The 24,477-nt window shown below is 41.1% G+C and carries 25 protein-coding genes; 23 read left to right on the forward strand and 2 right to left on the reverse strand.

Annotated features, from left to right (window positions below; all coding sequences use genetic code 11):
- Window positions 1-263: 263 nt before the first annotated feature.
- Entirely contained in the window at window positions 264-1,643 is a 1,380-nt protein-coding gene (locus G625_RS0111830; RefSeq protein WP_029201283.1) for an ATP-binding protein, read from the forward strand.
- 93 nt (window positions 1,644-1,736) lie between these two features.
- On the opposite strand, the gene G625_RS0111835 is transcribed toward G625_RS0111830, so the two are convergent.
- Entirely contained in the window at window positions 1,737-2,060 is a 324-nt protein-coding gene (locus tag G625_RS0111835; RefSeq protein ID WP_029201284.1) for a hypothetical protein, read from the reverse strand.
- Window positions 2,061-2,351: 291 nt separating this feature from the next.
- Between G625_RS0111835 and G625_RS0111840 the strand changes: the two genes are divergently transcribed.
- Window positions 2,352-2,939, forward strand: a complete 588-nt coding sequence (locus G625_RS0111840) for a hypothetical protein (RefSeq protein ID WP_029201285.1) — start codon at window positions 2,352-2,354, stop codon at window positions 2,937-2,939.
- A 246-nt stretch (window positions 2,940-3,185) separates the two neighbouring features.
- On the opposite strand, the gene G625_RS0111850 is transcribed toward G625_RS0111840, so the two are convergent.
- Window positions 3,186-3,512: an SCP2 sterol-binding domain-containing protein gene (locus tag G625_RS0111850; protein WP_029201286.1), complete on the reverse strand. Its 327-nt coding sequence runs from the start codon at window positions 3,510-3,512 to the stop codon at window positions 3,186-3,188.
- A 297-nt stretch (window positions 3,513-3,809) separates the two neighbouring features.
- Here G625_RS0111850 and G625_RS0111855 point away from each other — a divergent pair, with 297 nt between their 5' ends.
- From G625_RS0111855 to G625_RS23510, 21 genes are all read left to right on the forward strand, one after another.
- Window positions 3,810-4,394 carry a biotin transporter BioY gene (locus G625_RS0111855; protein WP_029201287.1) on the forward strand — a complete coding sequence of 195 codons (585 nt, stop codon included), beginning with the start codon at window positions 3,810-3,812 and terminating at the stop codon, window positions 4,392-4,394.
- Window positions 4,395-4,421: 27 nt separating this feature from the next.
- Window positions 4,422-6,728: a uroporphyrinogen-III C-methyltransferase gene (gene cobA / locus G625_RS21380; protein ID WP_049895875.1), complete on the forward strand. Its 2,307-nt coding sequence runs from the start codon at window positions 4,422-4,424 to the stop codon at window positions 6,726-6,728.
- Between the two features lie 116 nt (window positions 6,729-6,844).
- A complete protein-coding gene (nirJ2, locus tag G625_RS0111865; protein WP_029201289.1) occupies window positions 6,845-7,855 on the forward strand; it encodes a putative heme d1 biosynthesis radical SAM protein NirJ2 in 1,011 nt (336 codons plus the stop codon).
- Window positions 7,848-9,029 carry a radical SAM/SPASM domain-containing protein gene (locus tag G625_RS0111870; RefSeq protein WP_029201290.1) on the forward strand — a complete coding sequence of 394 codons (1,182 nt, stop codon included), beginning with the start codon at window positions 7,848-7,850 and terminating at the stop codon, window positions 9,027-9,029. The genes nirJ2 and G625_RS0111870 overlap by 8 nt, the downstream gene beginning before the upstream one ends.
- Before the next feature lie 117 nt (window positions 9,030-9,146).
- Window positions 9,147-10,229, forward strand: a complete 1,083-nt coding sequence (gene ahbA, locus G625_RS0111875) for a siroheme decarboxylase subunit alpha (RefSeq protein WP_029201291.1) — start codon at window positions 9,147-9,149, stop codon at window positions 10,227-10,229.
- Between the two features lie 34 nt (window positions 10,230-10,263).
- On the forward strand, window positions 10,264-10,863 hold the full coding sequence (locus G625_RS19700; protein WP_084152879.1) for a precorrin-2 dehydrogenase/sirohydrochlorin ferrochelatase family protein: 600 nt from the start codon (window positions 10,264-10,266) through the stop codon (window positions 10,861-10,863).
- 244 nt (window positions 10,864-11,107) lie between these two features.
- Window positions 11,108-12,367, forward strand: coding sequence for an ammonia-forming cytochrome c nitrite reductase subunit c552 (locus G625_RS0111885; RefSeq protein ID WP_029201292.1), 1,260 nt, complete (start codon window positions 11,108-11,110; stop codon window positions 12,365-12,367).
- A gap of 203 nt (window positions 12,368-12,570) precedes the next feature.
- Window positions 12,571-13,899 (forward strand): cytochrome c biogenesis protein ResB, encoded by a 1,329-nt coding sequence (locus G625_RS0111890; RefSeq protein ID WP_029201293.1) that lies wholly within the window; start codon window positions 12,571-12,573, stop codon window positions 13,897-13,899.
- Window positions 13,889-14,719 (forward strand): c-type cytochrome biogenesis protein CcsB, encoded by an 831-nt coding sequence (gene ccsB, locus G625_RS0111895; protein ID WP_029201294.1) that lies wholly within the window; start codon window positions 13,889-13,891, stop codon window positions 14,717-14,719. Before G625_RS0111890 ends, ccsB begins: the two co-directional genes overlap by 11 nt.
- Before the next feature lie 142 nt (window positions 14,720-14,861).
- Window positions 14,862-15,095 carry a hypothetical protein gene (locus tag G625_RS0111900; RefSeq protein WP_029201295.1) on the forward strand — a complete coding sequence of 78 codons (234 nt, stop codon included), beginning with the start codon at window positions 14,862-14,864 and terminating at the stop codon, window positions 15,093-15,095.
- A gap of 99 nt (window positions 15,096-15,194) precedes the next feature.
- Window positions 15,195-17,234, forward strand: a complete 2,040-nt coding sequence (locus tag G625_RS0111905) for a DEAD/DEAH box helicase (protein WP_029201296.1) — start codon at window positions 15,195-15,197, stop codon at window positions 17,232-17,234.
- A 321-nt stretch (window positions 17,235-17,555) separates the two neighbouring features.
- Window positions 17,556-17,981 (forward strand): RRXRR domain-containing protein, encoded by a 426-nt coding sequence (locus tag G625_RS23185; RefSeq protein ID WP_256377643.1) that lies wholly within the window; start codon window positions 17,556-17,558, stop codon window positions 17,979-17,981.
- A complete protein-coding gene (gene iscB, locus G625_RS19705) occupies window positions 17,962-18,795 on the forward strand; it encodes an RNA-guided endonuclease IscB (protein WP_256377644.1) in 834 nt (277 codons plus the stop codon). Before G625_RS23185 ends, iscB begins: the two co-directional genes overlap by 20 nt.
- Window positions 18,796-18,855: 60 nt before the next feature.
- Window positions 18,856-19,269 carry a helix-turn-helix domain-containing protein gene (locus G625_RS0111915; protein ID WP_029201297.1) on the forward strand — a complete coding sequence of 138 codons (414 nt, stop codon included), beginning with the start codon at window positions 18,856-18,858 and terminating at the stop codon, window positions 19,267-19,269.
- 78 nt (window positions 19,270-19,347) lie between these two features.
- Complete coding sequence (locus G625_RS22470; RefSeq protein WP_156885112.1) at window positions 19,348-19,524, forward strand: hypothetical protein; 177 nt, start codon at window positions 19,348-19,350, stop codon at window positions 19,522-19,524.
- Window positions 19,525-19,605: 81 nt separating this feature from the next.
- Window positions 19,606-20,748, forward strand: coding sequence for a hypothetical protein (locus G625_RS0111925; RefSeq protein ID WP_029201298.1), 1,143 nt, complete (start codon window positions 19,606-19,608; stop codon window positions 20,746-20,748).
- A 184-nt stretch (window positions 20,749-20,932) separates the two neighbouring features.
- A complete protein-coding gene (locus G625_RS0111930) occupies window positions 20,933-21,700 on the forward strand; it encodes a hypothetical protein (RefSeq protein ID WP_029201299.1) in 768 nt (255 codons plus the stop codon).
- 845 nt (window positions 21,701-22,545) lie between these two features.
- Window positions 22,546-23,064 (forward strand): hypothetical protein, encoded by a 519-nt coding sequence (locus tag G625_RS0111935; protein ID WP_029201300.1) that lies wholly within the window; start codon window positions 22,546-22,548, stop codon window positions 23,062-23,064.
- 12 nt (window positions 23,065-23,076) lie between these two features.
- A complete protein-coding gene (locus tag G625_RS0111940; RefSeq protein WP_156885113.1) occupies window positions 23,077-23,388 on the forward strand; it encodes a hypothetical protein in 312 nt (103 codons plus the stop codon).
- A 77-nt stretch (window positions 23,389-23,465) separates the two neighbouring features.
- Entirely contained in the window at window positions 23,466-23,993 is a 528-nt protein-coding gene (locus G625_RS0111945; RefSeq protein ID WP_029201302.1) for a hypothetical protein, read from the forward strand.
- 314 nt (window positions 23,994-24,307) lie between these two features.
- Window positions 24,308-24,477, forward strand: a 170-nt coding sequence (locus G625_RS23510; RefSeq protein WP_198014890.1) for a transposase, incomplete at its 3' end; no start/stop codon positions are given.

A 24,477-nucleotide genomic window follows, 5' to 3' on the forward strand; every position in this document is an offset into this window, starting at 1 on the left:
GATTGCCCCATCATTCTACAGCCTAAGCAACAAGATGGCCATGCTCATAACTGGCTGCTATGTTTCATGACCATCTTTATAGTAGTAGTCACGAGTGTGCGGCGGCTCATCATCAAAGCTTGAATTATCTTAAAATAAATATTGGCACTGATTATTCGGCTACGACCGAGTCGGAACATACCGAATAAAACTTTACAAAAGAACTTACCTTTCATATAATTATTATAGTTCGGGAGCAACCGAGTCGAAAGGAACCGAGTAAAATGAATTTCTATGGAAGAACACAGCAGTTAGATAAACTACATAAAGAAATGTCTTCTGATGACATGAGGATGACACTCATATATGGAAGGCGAAGAGTGGGAAAGAGCGAGCTTGTAAAACAGGCGATTAAATACTCAGGTATTAAAAGTATTTACTACGAGTGCAAGCAGGTGACAGAAGCAAGTAATGTGCAGAGTATTTGTGAGGTGATCTCGGAAGAACAAGGATTACCCAAATTGGGATATACATCATTTGATGAATTGATGGACTACGTTTTTAACCTTGCAAGGGAAGAAAAAATTGTATTCGTATTGGATGAGTATCCTTACCTCAGGGAAAACATAAAAGGACTTGATAGTATACTTCAGTCGCTTGTGGATAAATATCGGGAAACATCAAGGCTAAAGCTCATAATTCTCGGTTCCTATGTAGACATAATGAAGTCTCTTTTGGAGCACTCTAATCCCTTGTTCGGCAGAATAGATCTGGTCATAGATCTTAAACAGATGGATTATTATGAATCATCATTGTTCTACCCAAACATGTCTTTAGAAGACAAGGTCAGAATATACTCAGTATTCGGAGGGATTCCATACTTCAATAGACTTGTTGATGATAAGAAAACCGTGAAGGAAAACATCATAGACCTAATCGCATCACCGGGAGCACGTTTGGAAAATGAGGTTTCCATGTATCTAAACGCAGAGATTTCAAAAATAGTCAATGCAAATGAAGTGTTCACAGCACTTGCCAGAGGGTTCTCAAAGTACAGCGATATTCTTTCTCAGTCTCATGTATCAAGTGGACCTACGCTGGTAGATGTTCTTGAGAAACTTATGAAGATGGAAGTTGTCGAAAAGAAAGCTCCTATCAACGATGAAGAAAACAAGAAAAAAGCGGGATATTATATTTGTGACAACCTATCGCTTTTCTATTTCAGGTATATTTTCAAGCATTTGTCTCAGCTTAAGATCATGGATCCGGATGTATTTTATGACAAATACATTGATAAGGATTTTGAGGAAAAGTATGTGCCACACAAGTTTGAAGAAATCTGCAGACAGTATCTTATAAGACAGAACAGACTTGGAAATATCGAACCTGTTATCGAGAAAATTGGAAAGTATTATTATGATGATCCAAAGACACGCACTAACGGGGAATTTGATGTCGTTACACAGGATGAGATCGGGTATGTTTTTTATGAAGTGAAATTCAGGAAAAGGAAGACATCTAAAGAAGTCATAGATGAAGAGATCAGCCAGATTAAGAGCACTGACCTTAATTGCTATAAATATGTATTCTTTTCAAGGGCAGGATTTGCCGCAGAAGAGACCGATGAGATAAAACATATAGAACTTGAACAGTTGTATAAGTAGTATCGTAATCGTACTTGGACACCGCCAGTGCTTCATAAAAAAATCATCTGTATCCATTAATACGGATACGGATGATTTTTGTTTTTTGAGAATTCAATATCCAAGTTTTCTTACAGGAGTGACTTCCTGAACAGCTACTGTTGAACGCTTTCTTCTCATGGCCTTTCTCATTTTAGACTGGGTTTCTGCTACATGATCAAAGACAGCATCAAAAAGCTCGTCGCTCTTACCTGGTTCGATTTTTCCCTTCTGTTCCTGTGCCATAAGGATCTTATAATACTGTTCAAGCAATCCGTCACATGACTGTGCGATTTCTGATGATAATTCGAAAATCGTTGTCTTTGATGACACCTGAACGCTGCATGTAGACTTACCCTGCTCATCGCTTTTTTTGTTATCTACCGTTACAGATACCATAAAAACCTCCCCATTACCTATGCAAAAGTGCATTAATAAGTATATTGCACGTACCACTCTTTACATTAATTATGATAGCTTTTCTTTTTCTATCAGTATATTTCAAAAAATTAAAATGTATACAAAAGTTTGTGAAACACAAGTGGAATTATAAATTGGCTCTGCCCTTATTGCAATGATTTTACCCTAATTTCATCAAAGTTAACAATTAATTCTTATAATGTCTCTTATTTCAAATAACGCCGACCATAATTAATGTGAATAAATTACATAAGGAAGGAGGAGTAAATTATGCATCTTGACATAAAAAGATTGATGCAGGATGCCGATGCAAGGATAGTTGCATTCCATATCGGGATGAAGCTTTTTGCTAACGGCAGACCTGTGGAAAGTCTTGACATAAGTTCCCTGTCATACGAAGCAATGGACAGCACGTACTGGACGTATTGTCCGTTTCACGAGCGAGTTCAGGGAAAGAAAGACCATCACCCGTCTAACTGTGTGGTACATCCGAAAAACATAATGTGTTTTGCCGGATGTGGATCTCACAATATCATAGAAATGGTATGCGAATTCTGTAAGGTATCGAAAGGACGCGGGTATGAAATTATTGCGGAAGCAATGGGCGGAGTGCAGCTTTATCTTCTGGACGGGAAAGCTCCGGATTACCCGAAGCTTACATTGAAACCGGAGGAGCAAAGAGCACTTATGCTTTCGCCTTCAAATGGCACACCCTTACATCTATCCATGTACGAGCTATACTCCCGCTCAAAGAGAGATTATTACTCTTTGATAGAAGACAGGGCGAAGAAATGCTGGATGAATATCAGAAACTTCTTGCATACTATGGCTCGATGGACGCCCCGAGAGCTTCCATGATCTATGATCTCATGGGACCGCAGTACTTTGACGGGGGTATTTACGAAGAATTGGAAAAGGAATTAAAAGAGCGCATAAAAACATGTGCTAACATTGTTCAGTTCTTTGATAAAAAGAAAACTGCATAATAAAAAGACCGGAAAGAGCACATGTCTCAGTCCGGTCTTTTTGTGAGAAAACAGTATCTCTTCTTACCGTCAGGATATGGTTTATAGTCCTCACGGTGAGGAAATCTTACTCTTATATTTACTTCTTTTGCTTTAACAGTTTTGAGAATTCTACAGCTTTTCCAACATCACCATCTACCTTAAGTTTTCCTACGGTGAATGCTGCGACGGGATCAAGCTTTCCGTCAATAAGCTTATTGAAATCCGTAAGGCTCATTGTTATTGCGCAGTTCCTGTCATTGTATTCATAAGGCTCAACATTTATTTTGTGATCCTTAACTTCAACATAGAAAACACCGCTTTCCTTTCCGGTAATGTTTATCTGGACTGCAATAAAATCTTGATTAGAAACATCAGCCTTAGCAGAAAGCTTCCGTACTTTTTCAACTAGTTCATTGAATGTCATATGTAGTCCTCCTAAAATCGTAACAAAAAGTCGAATAATTGCTTCATCGTCTATTTTTACACGTTTTTTAATATTTCGCAATGCGGTTTCAGCTTTTGTTTTCAAAGGTATGTTAGGACGAAGGAGGCACATGATCATAGACGCAAGGCGGTTTCTGAAATCAAAGCAATAAAATAATCTGAGATAATATTCGTGTGTTCCTGGTTTGATAGAAATAAGAACTAATACATGATATAATTTATCTATTATTTTACAGATCTGGGAAGTTAATTTTTGGGGAAACAAGGGGGAAAGGAAATGACAAAGAATCTAACTATGACTAAATCGACATCACTTGTCTTTTGTGGGCTTTTCACAGCGCTAATGGCTGTGGGAGCATTTATAAAGATCATGCTCCCCATCGGAATATGGCAGGTAACATTTTCACTGCAGATATTTTTTGCTGTTATGGCCGGGATGTTTCTCGGCAGCAAAAATGGTTTCTACAGCGTGCTTGCTTATGTGCTGGTCGGACTTATGGGAGTTCCTGTTTTTGCACATGGAGGAGGTATCCAGTATATGATGAAGCCAACCTTTGGATTTATAATCGGATTCATAGCAGCAGCCTGGATCAGCGGCCTCGTTACTGAAAGCAAGAGTGGAAAAGGTATGAGAAAGCTTATACTGGCGGCATTTCTTGGTGAGATGACTTACTACTTCTTCGGGCTTCTATACTATTTCATAATGTATAACTATGTTCTCACAAACGGAAAATCCATCGGCGTAATTGCCCTGATAGAGGTGTGGTTTCTGAGCACTGTCATTCCGGACTTTATAATCTGTGCTCTGGCCGCAGTAACCTATAATCGTGTTTATCCACTCGTTAAAAACTATATCGGTTAAAATCATTTCGACTGATAACATGACATTATGAAAAAACTGATCATTGCGACAAGAGGAAGCAAGCTTGCCCTGGCTCAGACAGACATAGTTTGTGAGCTTCTTAAGAAACAAAATATAGATTATGAGATCAAGGTGGTTCACTCCAAAGGGGATCATAATCAGAAGGATGCATTATCCAAAATAGGCGGGAATGGGCTTTTCATTCGTTCTCTTGAGACGGAACTTATAGAGGGTAATGCTGACATTGCTGTTCACAGCGCAAAGGATCTTCCCTACGATCTGGAAGAGGGGCTAGTGATAGGCGGCGTGCCAAAGAGAGGTGACGCAAGGGATTGCCTTGTGACTCTAAAGGGCGCGGAACCTGAACAACCTATGGTCATAGGCACCGGAAGCCCCAGAAGGATAAGTGAATTAAAACAACTTTATCCCGAGGCGGTTTTCGAAAACCTTCGTGGTAATGTTGACACGAGACTCAGAAAATTAAGTGAGGGTCAGTACACGGCCATAGTTGTTGCGGCAGCAGCGCTGGACAGACTGGATCTGGATCTACAGGAATATGACATTAGAAGGCTTGATATCAGGGAGTGCATCCCTGCCGTTTGCCAGGGGATGATTGCCGTTGAATGTAGGGAAAAGGATAAAGAGATCGTGGAGCTTCTTGACAGGATATCAGATCCGGTAACGAAGCTTCAATTCGGGATAGAAAGATATCTTTTCAGCAGAATGAAAGCGGACTGCACTCTTCCCGTGGGAGCACATGCAGAGATAGACGGAGAAGAAGTTCGTATTTCGGCTATGTTCAGGGGCAAAAAATGCGAGCGGACAGGTAAGGTCAAGAACCATAAGAGTGTTTGTGATGATATGGTAAGGGAATTAACCGGAAACCGTTCAGGTAAGGTTACCCTTGTGGGAGCAGGCTGCGGAGAAGGGCTTATAACCCTAAAAGGTCTTGATGCTGTAAGTAATGCTGATGTCATAGTTTATGATGATCTTCTGGCGATGGAAGTTCTTTCCCGGATTCCTCAGAAAACAAAACGAATATATGTTGGGAAAAGATCCGGAAAGCACAGTCTTCCTCAGGAGGAGATCAACCGTATACTGATCCGGGAAGCGCAGGAAGGAAATAATGTTGTCCGCCTTAAGGGTGGGGACAGTTTCGTTTTCGGAAGAGGCGGCGAGGAGATCCTTGCCCTCATGGAAGAAAACATCCGCCATGAGGTCATACCCGGTGTAACATCATGTGTTGCTGTTCCCGAAAGATTCGGAATTCCTGTAACCCATCGGGGCGTTGCCAGATCTTTCACTGTGGTCACCGGCCATACAATGGAAGATGGGGAAATCAGAGTGGATTGGGAGAATCTTGCAAAAAATCCCGGCACACTTGTATTCCTTATGGGAATAAGGAATCTAAGAGAGATATGTGGGAAACTGATTGAGTATGGGAAGCCGGAGGATACTCCGGTAAGCGTATTGTCAAAAGCTTATTGCAAAGAGGAGCAGCGTTTTGATGGTAAGCTTTCCGATATAGCGGATGTGTGCGAGGGAAAGGCATTGACCCCGGGGATCATAGTTATAGGTCCGGTTGCGGGAATGGATCTAAGGTCTGATGCAGAAAAAAAGACCATTACTGTTACCGGTACTGAAAGATTTGTGAATATCCAGTGTAAGGCACTTGAGAATCTTGAAGCAAAGCTTGTTCCCATGACCACAATGGAAGTCAGGTTTTTATTTGATAAGATGCCAAAAAACTTCGAAGACTACAGTTGGATAGTTTTCACCAGCAGAAACGGGATCGAGGCATTCTTCTCATATCTAATGGAAAGTCAGATAGATCTGCGTTCAATCATGAAGCTGAAATTCGCCTGCATTGGTTCAGGGACGGATGAAGACCTTCGGGCCCATGGATTCCACACGGATTTTGTACCGTCGGAATATACTGCGGAGGTGCTTGGCCGTGAGCTTGCGGAGCATCTCGGAAAGAATGATCGATGCCTTCTTCTGAGAGCAGAGATAAGTTCAGAGGCTCTTTCGGAGGAACTTGAAAAGGGCGGAATAGATTTTGAAGATGTACCGATATACAGAACACTGATATCTGATAAGCTTGCCGGAGATATTAAAAAGAGAGTGGATTCTGATTACGTGATATTTGGAAGCGGAAGAGGTGTTGAAGCATTTTTTACTTTTTGTTCACTTTCGGATGGAACTGTGCCGGTTTGTATAGGGCCAAGCACTGCGAAAAAACTTAAGGAACACTATGACGGAGACTTCCTGATGGCAGGGGAATATACTGCAGGGGGAATAAGTGAAGTCATATTGAAAGATATGAAACATTAGCCATGCAGACCGGAAGAAGTGTGTCAAAACTTCACGGTGAAATATACATTTGTTGAATAGCCGATCAGAATTTTATCTTAGTGAAATATGATAAGCGGCTCAAAAAGGAGATTAACGTGATCGTTTCATGGATGACAACCAATAGTTGTAATCTTAAATGTAAGCATTGTTATCAGGATGCTGGTGATAAAAAGGCTGAAGAGTTGACAACCGATGAAGCAAAGAAGCTCATTGACGGAATACAAAGAGCCGGTTTCAGGATAATGATATTCAGTGGCGGAGAAGCCCTGACCAGGCCGGATATTTTTGAACTTGTGAGTTATGCAAAGGAGAAGGGTCTTCGTCCTGTTTTCGGAACAAACGGTACACTGCTCACTGAGGGAGTGGTTGAAAAGTTAAAGGATGCCGGAGCTGGTGCCATGGGCATAAGTCTGGATAGCCTGGATGCCAAAAAGCATAATGAATTCCGAGGGGATGACAGAGCCTATGAAAAAACTATGGAGGGCATAGAGAACTGTCGGAAGCTGGGACTTCCGTTTCAGCTTCATGTAACAGTTATGGACTGGAACAGAGACGAGATCCTCGACATCGTTGATTTCGGTGTGAAGGTTGGAGCTGTCGCAGTTTACATATTCTTCCTTATACCTGTTGGAAGAGGAAAAATGATTGAGGATCATCAGGTTCAGGTGGAAGCCTACGAGCAGTTGCTTAAGGATATCATGTTGAAGCAGAATGAGGTTCCCATAACCATAAAGCCGACCTGTGCACCGCAGTTCATGAGAGTCGCAAAGCAACTGGATGTAAAGGTAAGTCCGAGATTTTCCAGGGGCTGTCTTGCGGGACTCACCTACTGCATCGTAAGTCCGGTGGGGAAGGTGCGTCCATGCGCGTACATGCTTGAGGAGGCCGGAGACATTAGAGAAAAAGAATTTGATTATATCTGGAAAAACAGCGACCTGTTCAGGAAACTGAGAACCAAGGATTACAAGGGAAGCTGTGAAAACTGTGGATACAAAGATTCCTGCGGTGGCTGCAGAGCCAGAGCCGCATACTACAACAACGGAGACATCCTTGCGGAGGATCCTTACTGTGCCTACGGAAGGATAAAGGAGAAGTCCAATGCTTAGTCTTACCAGGATGCTGACTGACGGTACTTATTTTGGCGATGAGCTTCGCTATAAAAAGGGGGCTGCCGAACAACGTAACGGAGTTTCAGAGGGCAAAGGTCCGGTGGTGGTCTGGAATTATACTAGAAGCTGTAATCTAAAATGCAGACACTGCTATGCGGGTTCGGAAAACAAAAAATATGAAGGAGAGCTTACTACGGAACAGGCTCTCAAGGTTATAGATGACCTTGCGGATTTTCATGTACCGGTGATCCTTTTTTCGGGAGGAGAACCTTTATCAAGAAAAGATTTTTTTACTCTTGCGGAGCATGCCGCAAAGAGAGGCATCAGGCCGACACTTTCGACCAATGGCACGCTTATCGATCGGGAAACTGCGCAGAAGATAAAAGACATCGGAGTCGGATATGTAGGCATCAGCCTGGATGGACTTGAGAAGACCAATGATTTCTTCAGGGGAGTTGACGGCGCGTATAAAAGGGCCATGGAGGGCATCAGAAACTGTCGGGCCGTCGGGCAGCGTGTTGGACTCAGATTCACTATAAATAAAGAGAATTACAGTGAAGTTGGGGATATGCTTGACGTTTTGGAGAAAGAGGATGTTGACCGTATCTGTTTCTATCATCTCGTATATTCCGGCAGAGGGTCGGCTATACGTGATGAGGATCTGACTGCTGAAGAGACCAGAGCGGTTCTTGATCTTATTTTCGAGAGGACACTGGATTTTCACAGGAGAGGTCTCAAAAAGGAAGTTCTGATGGTGGACAATCATGCTGACGGACCTTACCTTTATCTCAAGTTCAGGGATAAGGATCCGGAGCGGGCAAAGTATATCCTGTCGATGCTTAAGATGAATGGCGGCAATAGATCCGGCATGGCTTTCGGAAACATTGACTATCTAGGTAATGTTCATCCCGATCAGTTTTCGCCTCAGCATACCTTCGGTAATGTTCTGGAAAAGCCCTTTGGGGAGATTTGGACTTCAACCGAAAATCCAGTACAGGCAGGGCTTAAGGACAGACACGGGCTGTTGCCGGAAACCTGTAAAGCCTGCTGCTGGCTGAACTGCTGTAACGGTAATTTTAGAACCAGAGCGGAAACCGTAAGCGGAGATTTCTGGGGAATGGATCCGGCTTGCTATCTGACGGCGGAGGAAAGAAAGGTTTTTACGGATTGACATATTTTCACGTATGTGTGTGATATGTAATAGGTAGAATTCAGTGAGTGAGCATAATTGATCCGAATCGTTGGGGCTGATACTGATATTTAAAAAGAATTGGTAGAGGAATTATTAATGATTTTTGATGATTCAGACAAAGCTATACTTCAACAAATCCAAAATGGTATCAGTCTGACGGAAAAGCCTTTCCTGCTGATCGCAGACAGTGTGGGATTAACGGAAGAAGCAGTCCTCGAAAGAATCAACAGTATGAAGGAGTCGGGGATCATTCGAAGGATATCAGGATTCTTTGATGCTGGGTCTCTTGGATATCAGTCTGCGCTTTGCGGAGCTGTGGTGCAGGAAGAAAACATTGAACTATACAAAGAACTTTTGGACAGGTATCCTTGTATCACTCATAACTACCTGAGAGACCATCGAATAAATGGGTGGTTTACAGTATCGACAAAAGATGAAGCAGACAGAACCCGCATTCTTTCTGAGATACGGGAAAGCGGATTAGTGGAAAAGATCTATGTCTTTAAAAAGACTAAGATGTTCAAGCTTAAGGTGTTGTTTGATCTCGATGGTAAAGAGGAGATACAAAGTGAGAGCGGGGTTACAGACCCGCAGATAAGTGTCAGAATCGATTCTGTGAAAAAGAGTGCACTTATGACCGACATCACAGGAGACTCGAATCTTACGGAGGTGGGTAAAGATGTGGGAGAACATCTTCCGAAGGTTACCCCTGAGAAAATCCGCCTGATTCGTGAGCTTCAGGAACAGTTCCCTATATGTTCAAGACCTTTTGAAGTCATAGGTGAAAAAATCGGCATGGAAGAACAGGATGTGCTCCGCATGACCGGGAAGCTTAATGAGGAAAAAAGGTTGAAGAGGATATCCGCAGCGCTAAGCCATCATAAAGTCGGCTACAGTATAAACTCTATGGTAGTTTGGGATATAAGGGAAGAGGACATAGACCGGCTCCCGGATAAGCTTCTTTCCTGTCAGAATCTGTCCCACTGCTACCTAAGGGAAAAGGACCCGGATTTTGATTATAACTTTTACACCATGCTTCATGCAAAAACCGAGGATGAGTACCATGGCATAATGGATATGTTAAAGGAAAACATTCTCCATAAAAAATATGTGGAGCTAAGGACTGTAAGGGAACTGAAGAAAATCGGGATGAAGTATTTTACCGAGGGAACGATCTAAAGACATATTATTGCGGCTTAACCGGCAGCAATAGATGAAAAGATTTACGACAGGAGAGAAAACCGGAATGGCATATTTCCCTATAATGATCAATCTGGAGAACAGAGCGGTTCTCATAATCGGAGGCGGAGCCACTGCACTTCGGAAAGCAGAAACCATGTTGTCCTACGGGGCTAAAGTTTTTGTGATAGCTAAGGAATTTAAACATGAATTTCCTAAAGCTGCGGTTCTGAAAGAAAAGGAGTTTGAAGATGAGGATCTTTTGTTAAAATCAAGGGATTATTTTCTGGTGATTGTTGCCACCGGGGATGGGGAGGTCAATGCTCACATTTCCGAACTATGCAAAAAAGAACGAATACTTGTAAATGCTGTAGATGAGGAAGAAAAGTGCAGTTTTATTTTTCCGGCAATCTACCGGCAGGGAGATGTTGTGGTCTCAGCCAGCAGCAGCGGAAAAAGTCCACTCGTCACACAATACCTTAGGGATAGGATTTCAAAGTGTCTGCCTGAAAATATCGGCGAGATAAATGACGAAATGGGCAAACTCAGAAACCGGATCCGTCAGGAGATGCACAGTCAGAAGGAGAGAAAAGAAATATATAAGAAGGCCCTGGAAGAAATGCTAAAGGAATAACAGATCATCCGGGAAATGGTAAGCAGGCACAGGTCATAGCTTAACCGGACCAAACTTTAACGGAGTACAATAAAAATAAATTTCGGTGTCGATAGGTATGGAAAAAATCATTCCTTTGGTTTAAACTGTAAATAAGTGTAAGTATCCGCTTTTTTTGGTGCGCACAAAAATGATCGTGTTTTTTCTTGTTGAGTATTATTGATTTCTTGAAGATATAGTAGGCTTAGGAAAGTTGAGGTCTATCATGAAAAAGCTATTAAAAGATTACTGGTTGGTAGTCATGGCAGTTCCCTTTCTGTTGTTCGGGCTAATTGTAAACCTATACAAGATGAGTATTCCGAAGCAGGAGGTTGCCAAAACTGAACAGGAGGCGGCAGCAATGACGCCGAAAGCTTCGAATCCGGACGGAGTCATTTCTGCAGATGAGTGGGCAAAGGTCTTTCCGGATATCGTTGATTCAATAAAGCTGAACAGCAAGCATGATTATCAGACTGATTATCTCGTAGAGGATCCTTATCTGGTTGAACTTTATGAAGGTTATGGTTTTGCAAAAGACTATAAGAGTGCCAGAGGCCACTACTATGATCTTGATGACATTCATGAAACGGCAAGACCTCATGCAAAGGCCAACTGTCTTACCTGTAAGACTGTTAACTTCACCAAGCTGGTCAATGATATAGGTGTTGATGCTTATACCAAGGATTTCGAAGAGGTTTTTGCCTCCCTGAATGAAGGCATCAGCTGCTATAACTGTCATGGCAATAACGAAGCCATGGGACAGCTTACAGTGACCCATCAGTATATGGCAGACGCGCTTGGTGATAATGTTGGCTCCATCCATGCAGCGAATGTTGCCTGCGGTCAGTGCCATACAGAATACTATTTCAAGCCGGAGATCCTTGAATGTACAGTTCCTTACAGCAGTCTCGATACCATGGGACCTGAACCGGAGCTTAAGTACTATAAGGAAATCGGCTTCACCGACTGGACACAGGAATCTACAGGCGCCAAGATGCTCAAGGCTCAGCATCCCGAATTCGAGACATTCCTTTTAGGAAAGCATGGAAAGATGCTTAGCTGTGCTGACTGTCACATGGAAACAGTTACAAGAGCTGATGGAAGTACCTATAAATCACATGAGCTTGTAAGTCCATTGGAGAGTAAGACCCTTCTTGAGAGTTGTGCTCAGTGCCATGGAAGTACAGATATGGTTGAATTCGTTCACGGCATCCAGGAGAAGGTTCATGCCCGTGAGGATGAGGTCGGGGACAAGCTTGTAGAGCTTAAGAAGGCTCTCGTTGAAGCAAATCAGAGCGGCAAGTGGACAGAGGATGAATTAAACGAAGTTCGTGAGATTTACAGTGATGCCGAGTGGTACTTTGACTGGGATTACGTTGAGAATGCAGAGGGCGCACACAACAGTGAGCTTGCTTATAAGTGTCTGGATACCTCAGAGGAAATGATTAATCAGGCAATGGAGAAGATACAGGCTCACAAGGTATGATGGATTTCCAAGAGAAATGCTTATAGCGCCTTATTGATAGACTTAAACTAATATTCAGTGCATATCTAAAGAGAGGAGGATTTTTCCTCCTCTCTTATTGTATAATTAGAGCATAAGTCTTGCATCAGGCTACATTGCATTCTGAAAGTTCGTAAGCGAAGCAATGCGTAGGACTTATGTATGTAAAAATTTGGGGATGGGATATGAACGGTTTTAAAAAATTCTACAAATTCATTTCGTCCATGAAGCTTGCCCTGGTCTTACTGGGACTTTTGATCATCGGATGTGTCATAGGTTCTGTGATACCACAAGGTCAGATCATGAAGTTATACCAGCAGCAATATGGCGACAGAACAGCGGGGCTGATAATGGCACTGAGTCTTGACGATGTTTTTCACAGCTGGTGGTTCGTGGCATTTACTGTCATCCTGTGCCTCAATCTCTTTACCTGCTCCATATTAAGGACACCGGCACTTATAAAAAGGTGGAAGAGCTTCGGAGATTTTCCGGATGAAAACAGCATTTCAAATAATGTCTCAGTAGAGAGCAGTCCGCAATATATCGGAAGACTTTCAAAAGACCCGGAGGCATTTCTGAAAAGTCTGGGTTTTTCGAGGCAATCCGGAACAAAGCAATCTGAAACAAAGCAAACCGAAACAAAGCAGAGTTATATAGTTGGAATCAGACATAAGGCAGGACTTTTAGGCCCGCTTATCACTCACATAGGAGTGCTTCTTTTGATACTGGGATTTTCTTTTGGGCAGATGACTAAAGTGGAGTATACCGTTTATGGCCTTCCGGGAGATGCAAAACAGATTGGAGATACGGATTATATTCTTCAGATTGATGATTTTAACATCGGTCTGAGAGCTGATGATACGGTGGAACAGTACACCTCGGATATCACAGTTCGAAATGCAGCAACGGGTGCAAAGGAAAGTGCCAGTGTTTCTGTCAATGCTCCTGCATCATTGTTTGGAATGAAGTTCTTTCAGAATTCCACTGGATGGGCTGCAGACATGCACATACTTGAAAACGGCGAGCTTCTCCAGGAAGAAGCGGTAGAAGCAGGGAATTATGTGACTGTATCTAATAAAACGGATCTGCAGATCGGATTCATGGCATTTTATCCCGATTATCATTACGACAGAGAAAAGGGTCCCTTGACCCTGAGCTCCAAACTCAATAATCCTGCATATCTGTATATTGTTTATTTCCAGGGTTCGGTACTTGGGATGAACACACTTATGGAAGGTGAAGAGCTGACCATAGACGAATATACCGTGACATTTGACAACCCGAGAAACTATACGCTTATCCAGATCAAAAAGGACGGTTTCACTTATTTTGTACTTTTGGGTGGTGTGGTTCTTCTTTTTGGATTATTCCTTTCTCTGTATGTTCAGCCGGAGAAAATATGGTTGAAACAGGAGGGTGATAGATATTTGGTCTTTGGAAGCGGCGGTAAGAGCGGAATTCTTTTTGCTGACAGAGTTAAGGCGAAGTTGAAAGGAAATAACTATGAAAAGTGAAACACTTTTTAATTTAGAAAACAACTTGTTTACGGTGGCCATGCTTTTATATTTTGTCAGCATGATCCTCTTTTTTGTTTTCTTTGTGTTCAAAAACCTTAAGGTCACAAAGTTAGGAAACGGAACTTTGATTACAGGCTTCCTTCTCCATACTGTTGTGATGCTTATAAGAGGTATAAATGCAGGAAGACTTCCCCTCACCAACCAGTATGAGTTTGCGTCTGCATTTGCCTGGGGTTTATGCTTTGTGTCCATCATTTTTATATACAAATACAAGTTTCAGGCATTGGCTACCTTCTCCGTTCCTGTGATATTTCTGATGATAGGTTATGCCGCAATGCAGAGTAAAGAGGTACATGAGCTCATGCCATCACTCAGGAGCAATTGGCTGGGATTCCACGTATCCACTGCCATCATAGCCTATGGTGCCTTTGGAGTTTCCTTTGCCATTTCTATCATGTATCTCCTTCGTACAAGATCAGTTGCCAATGCTTTTTTTGAGCAACACGTGCCCTCCGGTGAGAAGCTTGACCTCATAAGCTACAGAGCTGTAAGTCTAGGCGTTTTATTCCTTAGTTTCTGCATGATCTCCGGAGCTATCTGGGCAGAAAATGCCTGGGGAAGCTACTGGTCCTGGGATCCGAAGGAAACCTGGTCTTTGGTTACCTGGTTTATCTATTTTATCTATCTTCATCTGAGACTCAGAAGCGGATGGAAAGAGAAACGGGCTGCCTGGTTTTCCATCATAGGCTTTATATGCGTAATATTTACATATATCGGTGTGAATACCCTGCTTCCGGGAGTACACAGCTACGCCTAGAGCATAACCCACCGGGGACGGTTCTTATCGTGGCAGGTTCTCTGCAGAAAGCTACCCACATTATACAAACACTATATTGCATCCTGAATACAGTATGTGTTTTAATAAAAAGAGAATAAATCACTTTGGATACGAAAAAAAGATGAAAGACTATAAGAAAAAACAAGCAAAACGATTCAAAAACAAGGCACAGAATAGTTTGATTTCATCAGACCAGTCAGGAAGAAGACAGGATATAATCACAGGTATTCAGCAGGTAAACCGACTTCTTAATTTCCATTCTGTTCACAACAATCTTACTCCGTCAGAAGTACGGGATAACTCCGGTCAGCTGAGAATTCTATACTCTAAACTCTGGGAGCTGGACGGTAACTAAAAATTCTACAGTCTACAGTTCTAAAAATCCTATCAGCAACAAAAACTCCTTTTAAAAAGCTACCATAATTAGTGTAGTAATAACAGGAGGGGACTCTTTATGGCCAAAAAGACTTTTCCCTGGGAATTAACCAAGGCCCAGTTAAATACATTAGAAAAGAACCATATCACAAATAAATACCATTACCATAGACTTCTGCCACTTCATTACATGGATAATACCGTGGAGACCGGAGTTTCACGGGAGCTTAATGGCTGCCATGTGACCATAATTGGAAGAATAATCGATGTAAAGACCGGCACAAGCAGTAAGGGAGCCGCATGGCTAAGATGCACGGTTATTGATAAAAAGACCGGTTACCACGTTGGTGTTATGAACTTCTTTGTCACAAAGAGAGTAGAGAAGCTTTATTCCTATTGGATGACCTTGCAGTGTGATGTACTTATCGGTGGCGAACTATCTTATAATCCGCAATTCGGAGACAAGGGCTTTTCAATAGTATCACCTGATACATTCACAATGGATGTCGAGAAAAATATGGTGGTAAAAACGGTCCTAAGCTCAATCAAAGGTATATCCGAAGAAAAAATGAGGGCGTTCCTTGAAGAAAAACTAAAGGATCGAGAGGAAGATACTCTTCCGGAAGAATTGTTATCAAGATTAAATCTTGATGAGATAAATGAGGCGGTGAGAAAGGCTCTTTTCCCTTCAACAATGAAAGAAGCTGTAGAAGGAAGGAAACGTCTTCTCTTCAATGACATCCTTAATTTTGCGGGAAGGATGGAACTGGAGAAGCGAGATACTCCATCAGGAGGAATCAAGATCACAAAGTGCGAGCTTACAGAAAAGATAATAGCATCACTTCCATATGAACTGACAAGCGGACAGAGAAGTGCCTATGAATCAATAAAATATGAAATGATGCAGGGGAATTATGTCAATGCGCTTGTACAGGGCGATGTTGGATGTGGAAAGACCATAATCTCGTTCCTCGCAATGCTCCTTGCTGCGGAAAACGGCTTTCAGGCTGTTCTCCTTGCCCCTACAAAGATACTTGCAAAACAGCACTATGATAAGCTTTGCAGTCTGATAGAAGGCACAGGCATGAGCGTTTCACTTATCGTTTCAGACACTCTTAATAAGAAGGGGTCCGAAACAGACGAGATGCTTAGAGAGATAGCAAATGGTAACTGTAAACTGATAGTAGGAACCCATTCCATTATGTCAGACCGCCTTCGTTTTAAACGGTTAGGGCTTTCCATTGTAGATGAGGAGCACCGTTTTGGAGTGGAACAGCGCGAGGCTGTGAAGTCCATTGACTATATCGGTATGTCGGCTACGCCCATCCCAAGAACCCTTGCAACAGCAATATACGGTGATACTACAAAGATCTTCAGCGTGAAAGAAAAGCCTGGGAACAGAAAGGGTGTAAGAACGCTTTATGATAATGGCATACACCTGAAGAAATATATTCAGCAAATTCTGGATCTTCACCAACAGATATATGTTGTCTGCCCTATGATTGTAGACGGGAAGAAGGGCTCAACCACAGAAGGTGTACTTTCCACGGAAAAGGCAACGAAAAAGCTTCAGGAAATGTTTCCTGATTACAGAGTAGAGGAGATGACCGGTGTTACTTCTAACAATGAGACCGATGCAATACTTAATGATTTCCATGATGGAAAGGTCGATATTCTTGTTTCGACAACCGTTATCGAAGTAGGTGTTGATGTTCCAAATGCAACCCTCATACTAATAATGAATGCGGAGCGCTTCGGTTTATCTCAGATACATCAGTTAAGAGGCCGTGTCGGAAGAGGAGATAAGTTATCATTCTGCGTACTGGTGTCTAAAGACACTGAAAACGAGAATATAAAAACGCTACTTGAAACAGACGATGGCTTTGAAATAGCTGAAAGAGATTTGAAGTATCTAAGAAAGTCCGGAGACCTCTTTGGTTCAGAACAGAGCGGACGAAACAAGTACATTGATGAGATTGTTTTATATCCGAATCTATATAAGGCTACCCAAAAGATTGCATCGGAACTACCAAGCGAAGTACTTTTAAAGCACATAGAGCGTTCTGAAGAATGTGAGATACGTGGGCGCATGAGGCCGATAACTATTGATTGCCTTTAATGCATTGGAACAGGAACTAAAGTTAAACGATTCTCATCACGAGAAACTCACTAATACCCACGGGCAAGCCCTTGGGGTTGCGGTAAAGCCATAACCCTTGGTGAGTAGCCTAAGTCCTTTACGGGCTACGTTAAGAGAGAATATATAGTCACCTACGGATGTAGTACCAAGTCTGTAGCTCTGAGGTCTGTGTTTAAACAGTTCTGAGGTATAGGAACAGTGATGCAGAAAAAAAACCTCTCATTAACATTGGCGATGGTACACCTACCGCCCTTTGGGGCGAGTGATTAAATCCCTTGTGGATTTCAGAAAGGATATGTAATGGTCTACGTACTCAACAAAAACGGACAGCCTTTAATGCCTACGGAAAACTATTCCAAAGTGCGCGTTCTTCTAAAACAAGGTAAGGCGAAGGTTATTAAAAAGTGTCATTTTACGATACAGCTGATGTATGACAGTACTAACCATACACAGAAGATAACATTAGGCATTGACAGCGGGAGTAAGCATATCGGCATCTCTGCGACCATAAAGGATAAGGTTTTATTTGAAGCCAACGTGGAGCTCCGTAACGATATCGTTGACTTGATTTCTGCCCGCAGGGAACTGAGACGTTCAAGGCGTAACCGAAAGACACGCTACCGCAAGGCTCGGTTCGATAACAGAAGACGATTGGACGGTTGGATAGCACCTTCTGTAAAGCAGAAAAGCAGACTCTCATGTAACGATGATAGCAAAAGTACATAAAATACTTCCTGTCACGGATATCGTTGTTGAGACAGCATCATTCGACATACAGAAGATAAAAAATCCTGACATCAGCGGCACGAACTATCAGAATGGCGAGCAGACAGACTTTTGGAATGTCCGTGAATATGTCTTATTCCGTGACGATCATATTTGTCAGTGCTGTAAAGGCAGATCTAAAGACAAGATTCTCAACGTACACCACATAGAAAGCCGTAAAACAGGCGGTGATGCACCAAATAACCTTATCACATTATGTGAGACCTGCCATAAAGGGTATCATAAAGGAACGGTAAAACTCCCAAAGACGATACACAGAGGCATAAGTTTCAGAGATGCTGCGTTCATGGGAATAATGCGATGGGCGGTTTACGAGAAACTTAAAGCCATATATCCAAGCGTAAAGAATACCTACGGGTATATAACCAAAAACATCCGCATAGAAAATGGGCTTCCGAAAGATCACCACGTAGATGCCCGGTGCATAAGCGGAAACCCCAAAGCTGTAGGTGACGGAACTGTATACTATTACAAAAAGGTCCGTTGCCACAATAGGCAGATACACAAATGCACCATCAACAAAGGTGGTATACGTAAGAGAAATCAGGCACCATACGAGGTAAAAGGGTTCAGACTGTACGACAAGGTGTTATGGAAGAACCAGGTATGTTTTATCTTTGGAAGGCGTTCAACTGGACGTATGGATATAAGACTGTTGGACGGAACACATATAAATGCATCCGTGGGATATAAAAACCTCAGACTTTTGGATATACGTGGCAACTATCTTATAGAACAGAAAAAAACCGGATAAAGGCGTTCATCCCACAGGCAAGCCTGTGGGTTTCCCGCCTCGAATACGAAAGGGAATTTTATGACACATCTTCTGATGGTTGCAATCGTGACTGAGCTTGACCGTGCAAGAGAAAATTCATTGATCGTTCCGAACAGCACTATGGTTTCCCAGAATCGTTTTGGAAAACTCATGAAATATATGGGGGATCATTATAATGAATGCACACTTGCCGAAGTTGCTGAAAAATATGGGTACAATCCTGACTATCTAAGTTTCCGATTTAAGATGATTACAGGTGTGACCTTCTCAAAGAAGATGCTTGAAATGAAACTGGAGCAGGCAGCAAATATGCTTTTATCATCTGAACTTACATCCGATGAGATAGCGCAAAGCTGTGGTTTCCAGAGCAGAAGCTGGTTTACACGGAAGTTTAAAGAGCGTTTCGGAGAATCCCCGGGCAAGTGGCGTAAAAACTCAAAAAAATTAGCATAAGAAAGAAACAGGAGTCTATTTAGATGATCCCTAGCCATAATTATATTAAAAAAGGAAAAGGAATCCGGAGGAAGTATAATGGATACCGCTAAAGATATTAAGGACAATTTTGCTGTTCTTCGTAACTACAGCTGTGAAGGTCAAATAAGTATATTAGACTTATACAGGAAAGATGGCGAGCCAAGAGCTGCTTACAAGAAAAAGCTTATAAAAAGAAAACAGAATATACTCAAAAAGGCCAGGTCAGAAACCTGACCTTTTTTTACTAATAAGCCAAAATCCCCGTGCATAATTAGAATGAATCTAAAATACATTCTAAAAAGGAAAAAAGAAATAATGGCAAAAGTACAGAATGTGGAACTATCTTACAATGATATATTTCACGCAATCCAGAGCAGCGAAAAGATACAGACATCGCTAGATAGACAACTTGAGCTCCAAAAGGAAATAGAGAAATACCGAGACGCACAATCGACTCATAGAATAAGAAATCCTTTTCTAAGATTAGTGAATGAATTTCTCAAAACCACATTGGGTATCGATCTATCACCGACTCCGGCTATACCGGAAGATCTTAAAAAGGAATTTAACGAACAGAAGAAAATGTTCGATACAGCCGCTAGGGATGTTCTTAATACCATACGGAAGATGGAATGCGTCCGAATGGTCCAGCTTGGGATATCTCAGACAGATGCAAAGAACCTCGTAAAGAAGTATCGGATATCTGAACCTGAAAAATTCAAAGAACTAATTTTGGGAGAATACGAAACAGACTACAGGGAAGCTATGAAATTTAACGAGACACCAGTGAAGTATAAAGATATGAATGAATGGAATATTGAAGAGAAAAATCTTAGAAAGACAGCGGTGAGAGATGACGGTTTAAGACTTGCTCATAAACTACAGTTAAATATCGTTACAAGCGACAGAACCCTCGACAGCGAAGGAAACTATCATCAAAACTTCGTATATGATGTAAATGAGACACATATAGAAGGTGATCTCTATTCACCCGAAGACACAAATAAGCTGAGGGAAGAACTTGATGATGTTTCTCATACAGTAGACCGAATGCTCAATAGAGAATTCAAAGATATTCTTCCCAAGATTAAAGAATTAGAAGAACACGCAAAAGACGCTGGCTGTTTTCTCCAGATATCCAAGGACGGAGTATTATCTCTTTCTTATTTTGATGAAATGGGAGATGAACACGTACCTTATTCCGTATCGCTTGATGGAAACGAATCCGTGTTCTTTGAGGAATGCCTGGCAAATATCGGGATAAGGGAACAGGAGATAGAAAAAAGTCTTAACGACAATGACTATAATGTTCTTGAGTATGAAGACATATCTCCTGCTTCAAACCTCGAAGAAAATTTAGATCAATGGGATTCTGGTCAATCTGACGGGGATAACAGATTTATAGACCCGGATATGCTCTATGATATGTCAGATGACATGGATGATCTCGTTCCATAAAACATAACTAAATATGGGATTCTAATTTTGATTTGATCCCTCTAAAGTAGACAATGGAAATAACCAAAGTCTCTTTAGGGGGATTTTTTTGAAATTTTCTAAAAAATACTAATAACCCCAAAACATTCCCCATAATTGTTTTGATGGTGAAAAGCACTATAACACCGAAAAGGAGATTGTATACATGAAGATTATAAAGAAATTAGGTATCATAGGTGGCATATCAATAATGGGTTTATGTTCTATGACAGGTGCAATGGCCGGATACAGAGGAATTACATTCACATCAGAAAACATCTTCTCAGTAGTTGCCGGTAAATCAAATGACAATGATGCAGCAACAATCATCGAGGATGAACTTGATAAAATTCTTTATGGACCAGACGGAGAAGAGGGTACCAGCGACGATGGAGAAGGTGATCCCGATTACCTTATGGCACTTGATCCAGGTGCTGAAAAGACAAAGGATCCTGCTATAAGAACCAACGTCGCATTCGATTCATTAGTTTTCGTGAAAGTTGAAGTACCGTTGTTAAAAGGTACTATCAGTGGCAAGGACGGAGCATATGAGGCAATGCGTCTTATGAAGAATGGAACATCCCTTAATGACTTGTCCGTTGGTGATGAAGTAGGTGATTTTAAACTGATGAAGGTCGAAAAGAGTGATTCAACAGAAAAGAAATCTGTCTACTATTTCGGATTCATGGGAACCCTCGAAGGAACAGATCACGAAGATGAAAAGCTGAATGAGACTTCAACTTTGTTTGACACTTTTATAGTAAACGATTTTACAGCAGTAGATGGAAAATACTTCACGGCAGATGCCGACGTAGATATTTCTGCTTTCATCATGCAGGATGTGAACCCTGAGACTCATATGGAATATAAGAATATCGATGAAGCTTGGAAGAAGCTTCTGGATGCAGATGTGATAGATTCCGACAAGGATTGATTGGATCGTGAATCCCTGATTTCATCATAGAAAATATGGATTTTGAAAAGTGTTTGCGGATTTTCTGCAGGCACTTTTTTAATGGATTAATTTAATCGTCCAATAAAGGAAGTGTCCTTTACCTTGATGTGTAAGGTTTCGGCAGCAATATTATATAGGATATTACTAGACTATTGTTATTAAAAATATCTAGTCACCAAAAAATACCCACAGACCATTGATACATAAGGCTCCAACGGTGTTTTGGGATGACTAGATATTGTTAAAACATCATTCTACATTTCTAGTCACCGAAAAATACCTACAGACCGTTGATTTATAAGGCTCCAACGGCGTTTTTTAATGACTAGATATTGTTAAAACATCATTCTACATTTCTAGTCACCGAAAAATACCTATAGACCGTTGATATATAAGGCTCCAACGGCTTTTTTGGATGACTAGATATTGTTAAAACATCATTCTACATTTCTAGTCATCGAAAAATACCTACAGACCGTTGATATATAAGGCTCCAACGGCGTTTTTTAATGACTAGATATCGCTAAAACAACATTAATATTTCTAGTCACCCAAAAATTCCTAAGAACCATTGATATATAAGCCTTATGCGGTAAAAACGGGTGGTTATAAAAGGACCCGTTTTGAGTATGAATCCGACTTTATTCAACATCCAATAAAAATTAAACTGCAATTGCATTTTAAAATGCAAATATGCGTATGGCGGTTACCGCCACAAGATAATTTTCGGCATTGAAAATATTATATTATTTTGACGCCAAATTAACGGTTATCCGAGATATCCCCTCTCATAATATTTTTAGAAACAACTATGGAGGTACGAAATGACCACTCAGACTATTATCAATACAAAATATGAGCACGACGGAAAGGTGTTCTATGAGTTGGACGGAAAACTTTATCTCTTTGACTGCATGGGAATCCATTATCTTTCTCCTGCATCTCCTCAGGCCAACGGAATATTCTATTCTAACGAAGAGTACATTAAGGATGATCCGGAGGGATTGATAGAGAAGATTTCTTCTGCATCTAACAAAAGAAGGAATGACCAGCTTAGGACTAATGAGAACGAAAAGAACAGGGCTTTGGTGCAGGATTTAGAAGAAATAATCGATTGCAATGAATCACCTAAGTCCATTGCGGCATCCGATTCCAAAAAGCTCACAGAACACTCACACTTCAGCCAGACATTCCCACGAAAAGAATTAATTGAGGATTTTGAAATTCTGGATAAAGATGTATTTAAGCCAGTGGAAACAAAGAGAGCCGAAGAAAAACCATTAAATCGAATCGTAGAGTTGGTTAATAACACCAAGAACAATCTTCAGCTTCAGGTAAAGTAAACAGGAGAAAATATGCAAAATTTATTTTTAGGATCGGTAATGACGGTGTTTTCAATCAAAACACTTATTGCCGGAATGACAGAAGTAACAAGAGAAAAGGAAGAGACCGGCTGTGGCGATATCGTAAGTGGGATAGCGAAAGCCTATCACGGTATCTTTGGTTTGATATTGGCAATGCCGATCTTCTTCGGATTATTTCATAACGTGTATGCTTTCATGCCGGTAGCGCTTTATGTGATGAGCCGGTATTTCTTCGAACAGGAGATAACTGATAATAGAAAGATAAAGAAAATTAAAAGAATAAGGAAGCGTGAACGAGATTAAAAACAAGAATGACCGCGAAAAAGAAGTCGGAATTAGGTATAATCTTTTCATGAATCAATCTTTTGGGAGGTATTTAGATGAATTCAAAAGAACAACAGGAATTAAAGGACCTTTTGAAGACAGACCCAAGATTCTTTTTTGAACAGGAATTTTTTTGCAAAATGTATCTGGATAATCCTGATAAGACAATAAAGACATTAATAGACCTAAGGGATGCAGGCGGTGTTTTCATTCTGATGCGAAACCTTTATGAGAAAACAGGAATGGAGTTTCATTACTTCGAAGAACAGTTTCGTATGACATTCAATAATCATGAGGACTACGGTATTAGTACCGTGAATATCCTGATGCCGCCCACCGAGAAAGACTATCACTCTAAAAACATAATCCTTCTCCGAACAACGATTAAGTGCAGAATGCCAATGTACGTAAGATGCTTTAATCCATTCTGCGAACTGTACAAGGCAGAATATCTTGCATCATTCTCAAACGGTGTGTATCGCAAGTTCGGTTCATTTGCTCTTGATGAAGAGCTAAGCGCGGTAGACTACTATAAATCCTATATAGAGGAAGATACACCTGACATAACATTGGAATTTCAATAAAGAATAACATGAGAAAGAAATATAAAAAGAGTCTCCGGTACAGATTTTGATACCGTGGGACTCTTTCTATTTGAAATTGTGTATCACACTATGACGAATCCGCCCTCTATATCAAATATCGTTCCCCATAATCCTGAATTATTCACAGAATAATTCCTAATTGCGGTCAAAGCTGCATGACAACTACATTTTTTGTGGGATTTGCATATTTTTAGATTTCATCTAATAAGTGAAGGCCTTAGATATAGAAAAAGGACTTCTACCTTGATAGAATTAAGGTGCTAAAACAAAAAACTAAACGAAGGAGAAGTCCTATGATTAGTGTACTCGACAGCACTCTTGATTGCAACAAATCCCTTAAAATAAATTTCAATGGAGGCGATCTTTCCTCCGATGCGGGTCTTATCTTGTTTAAAGAATTCTTTCACAAGATTGGCCTCGAAAAGTTATTGAAGAATAAGTTTAAAACACACGACAAAGCATT

Source organism: Oribacterium sp. NK2B42 (assembly GCF_000424445.1).
Classification (GTDB): domain Bacteria; phylum Bacillota; class Clostridia; order Lachnospirales; family Lachnospiraceae; genus Oribacterium.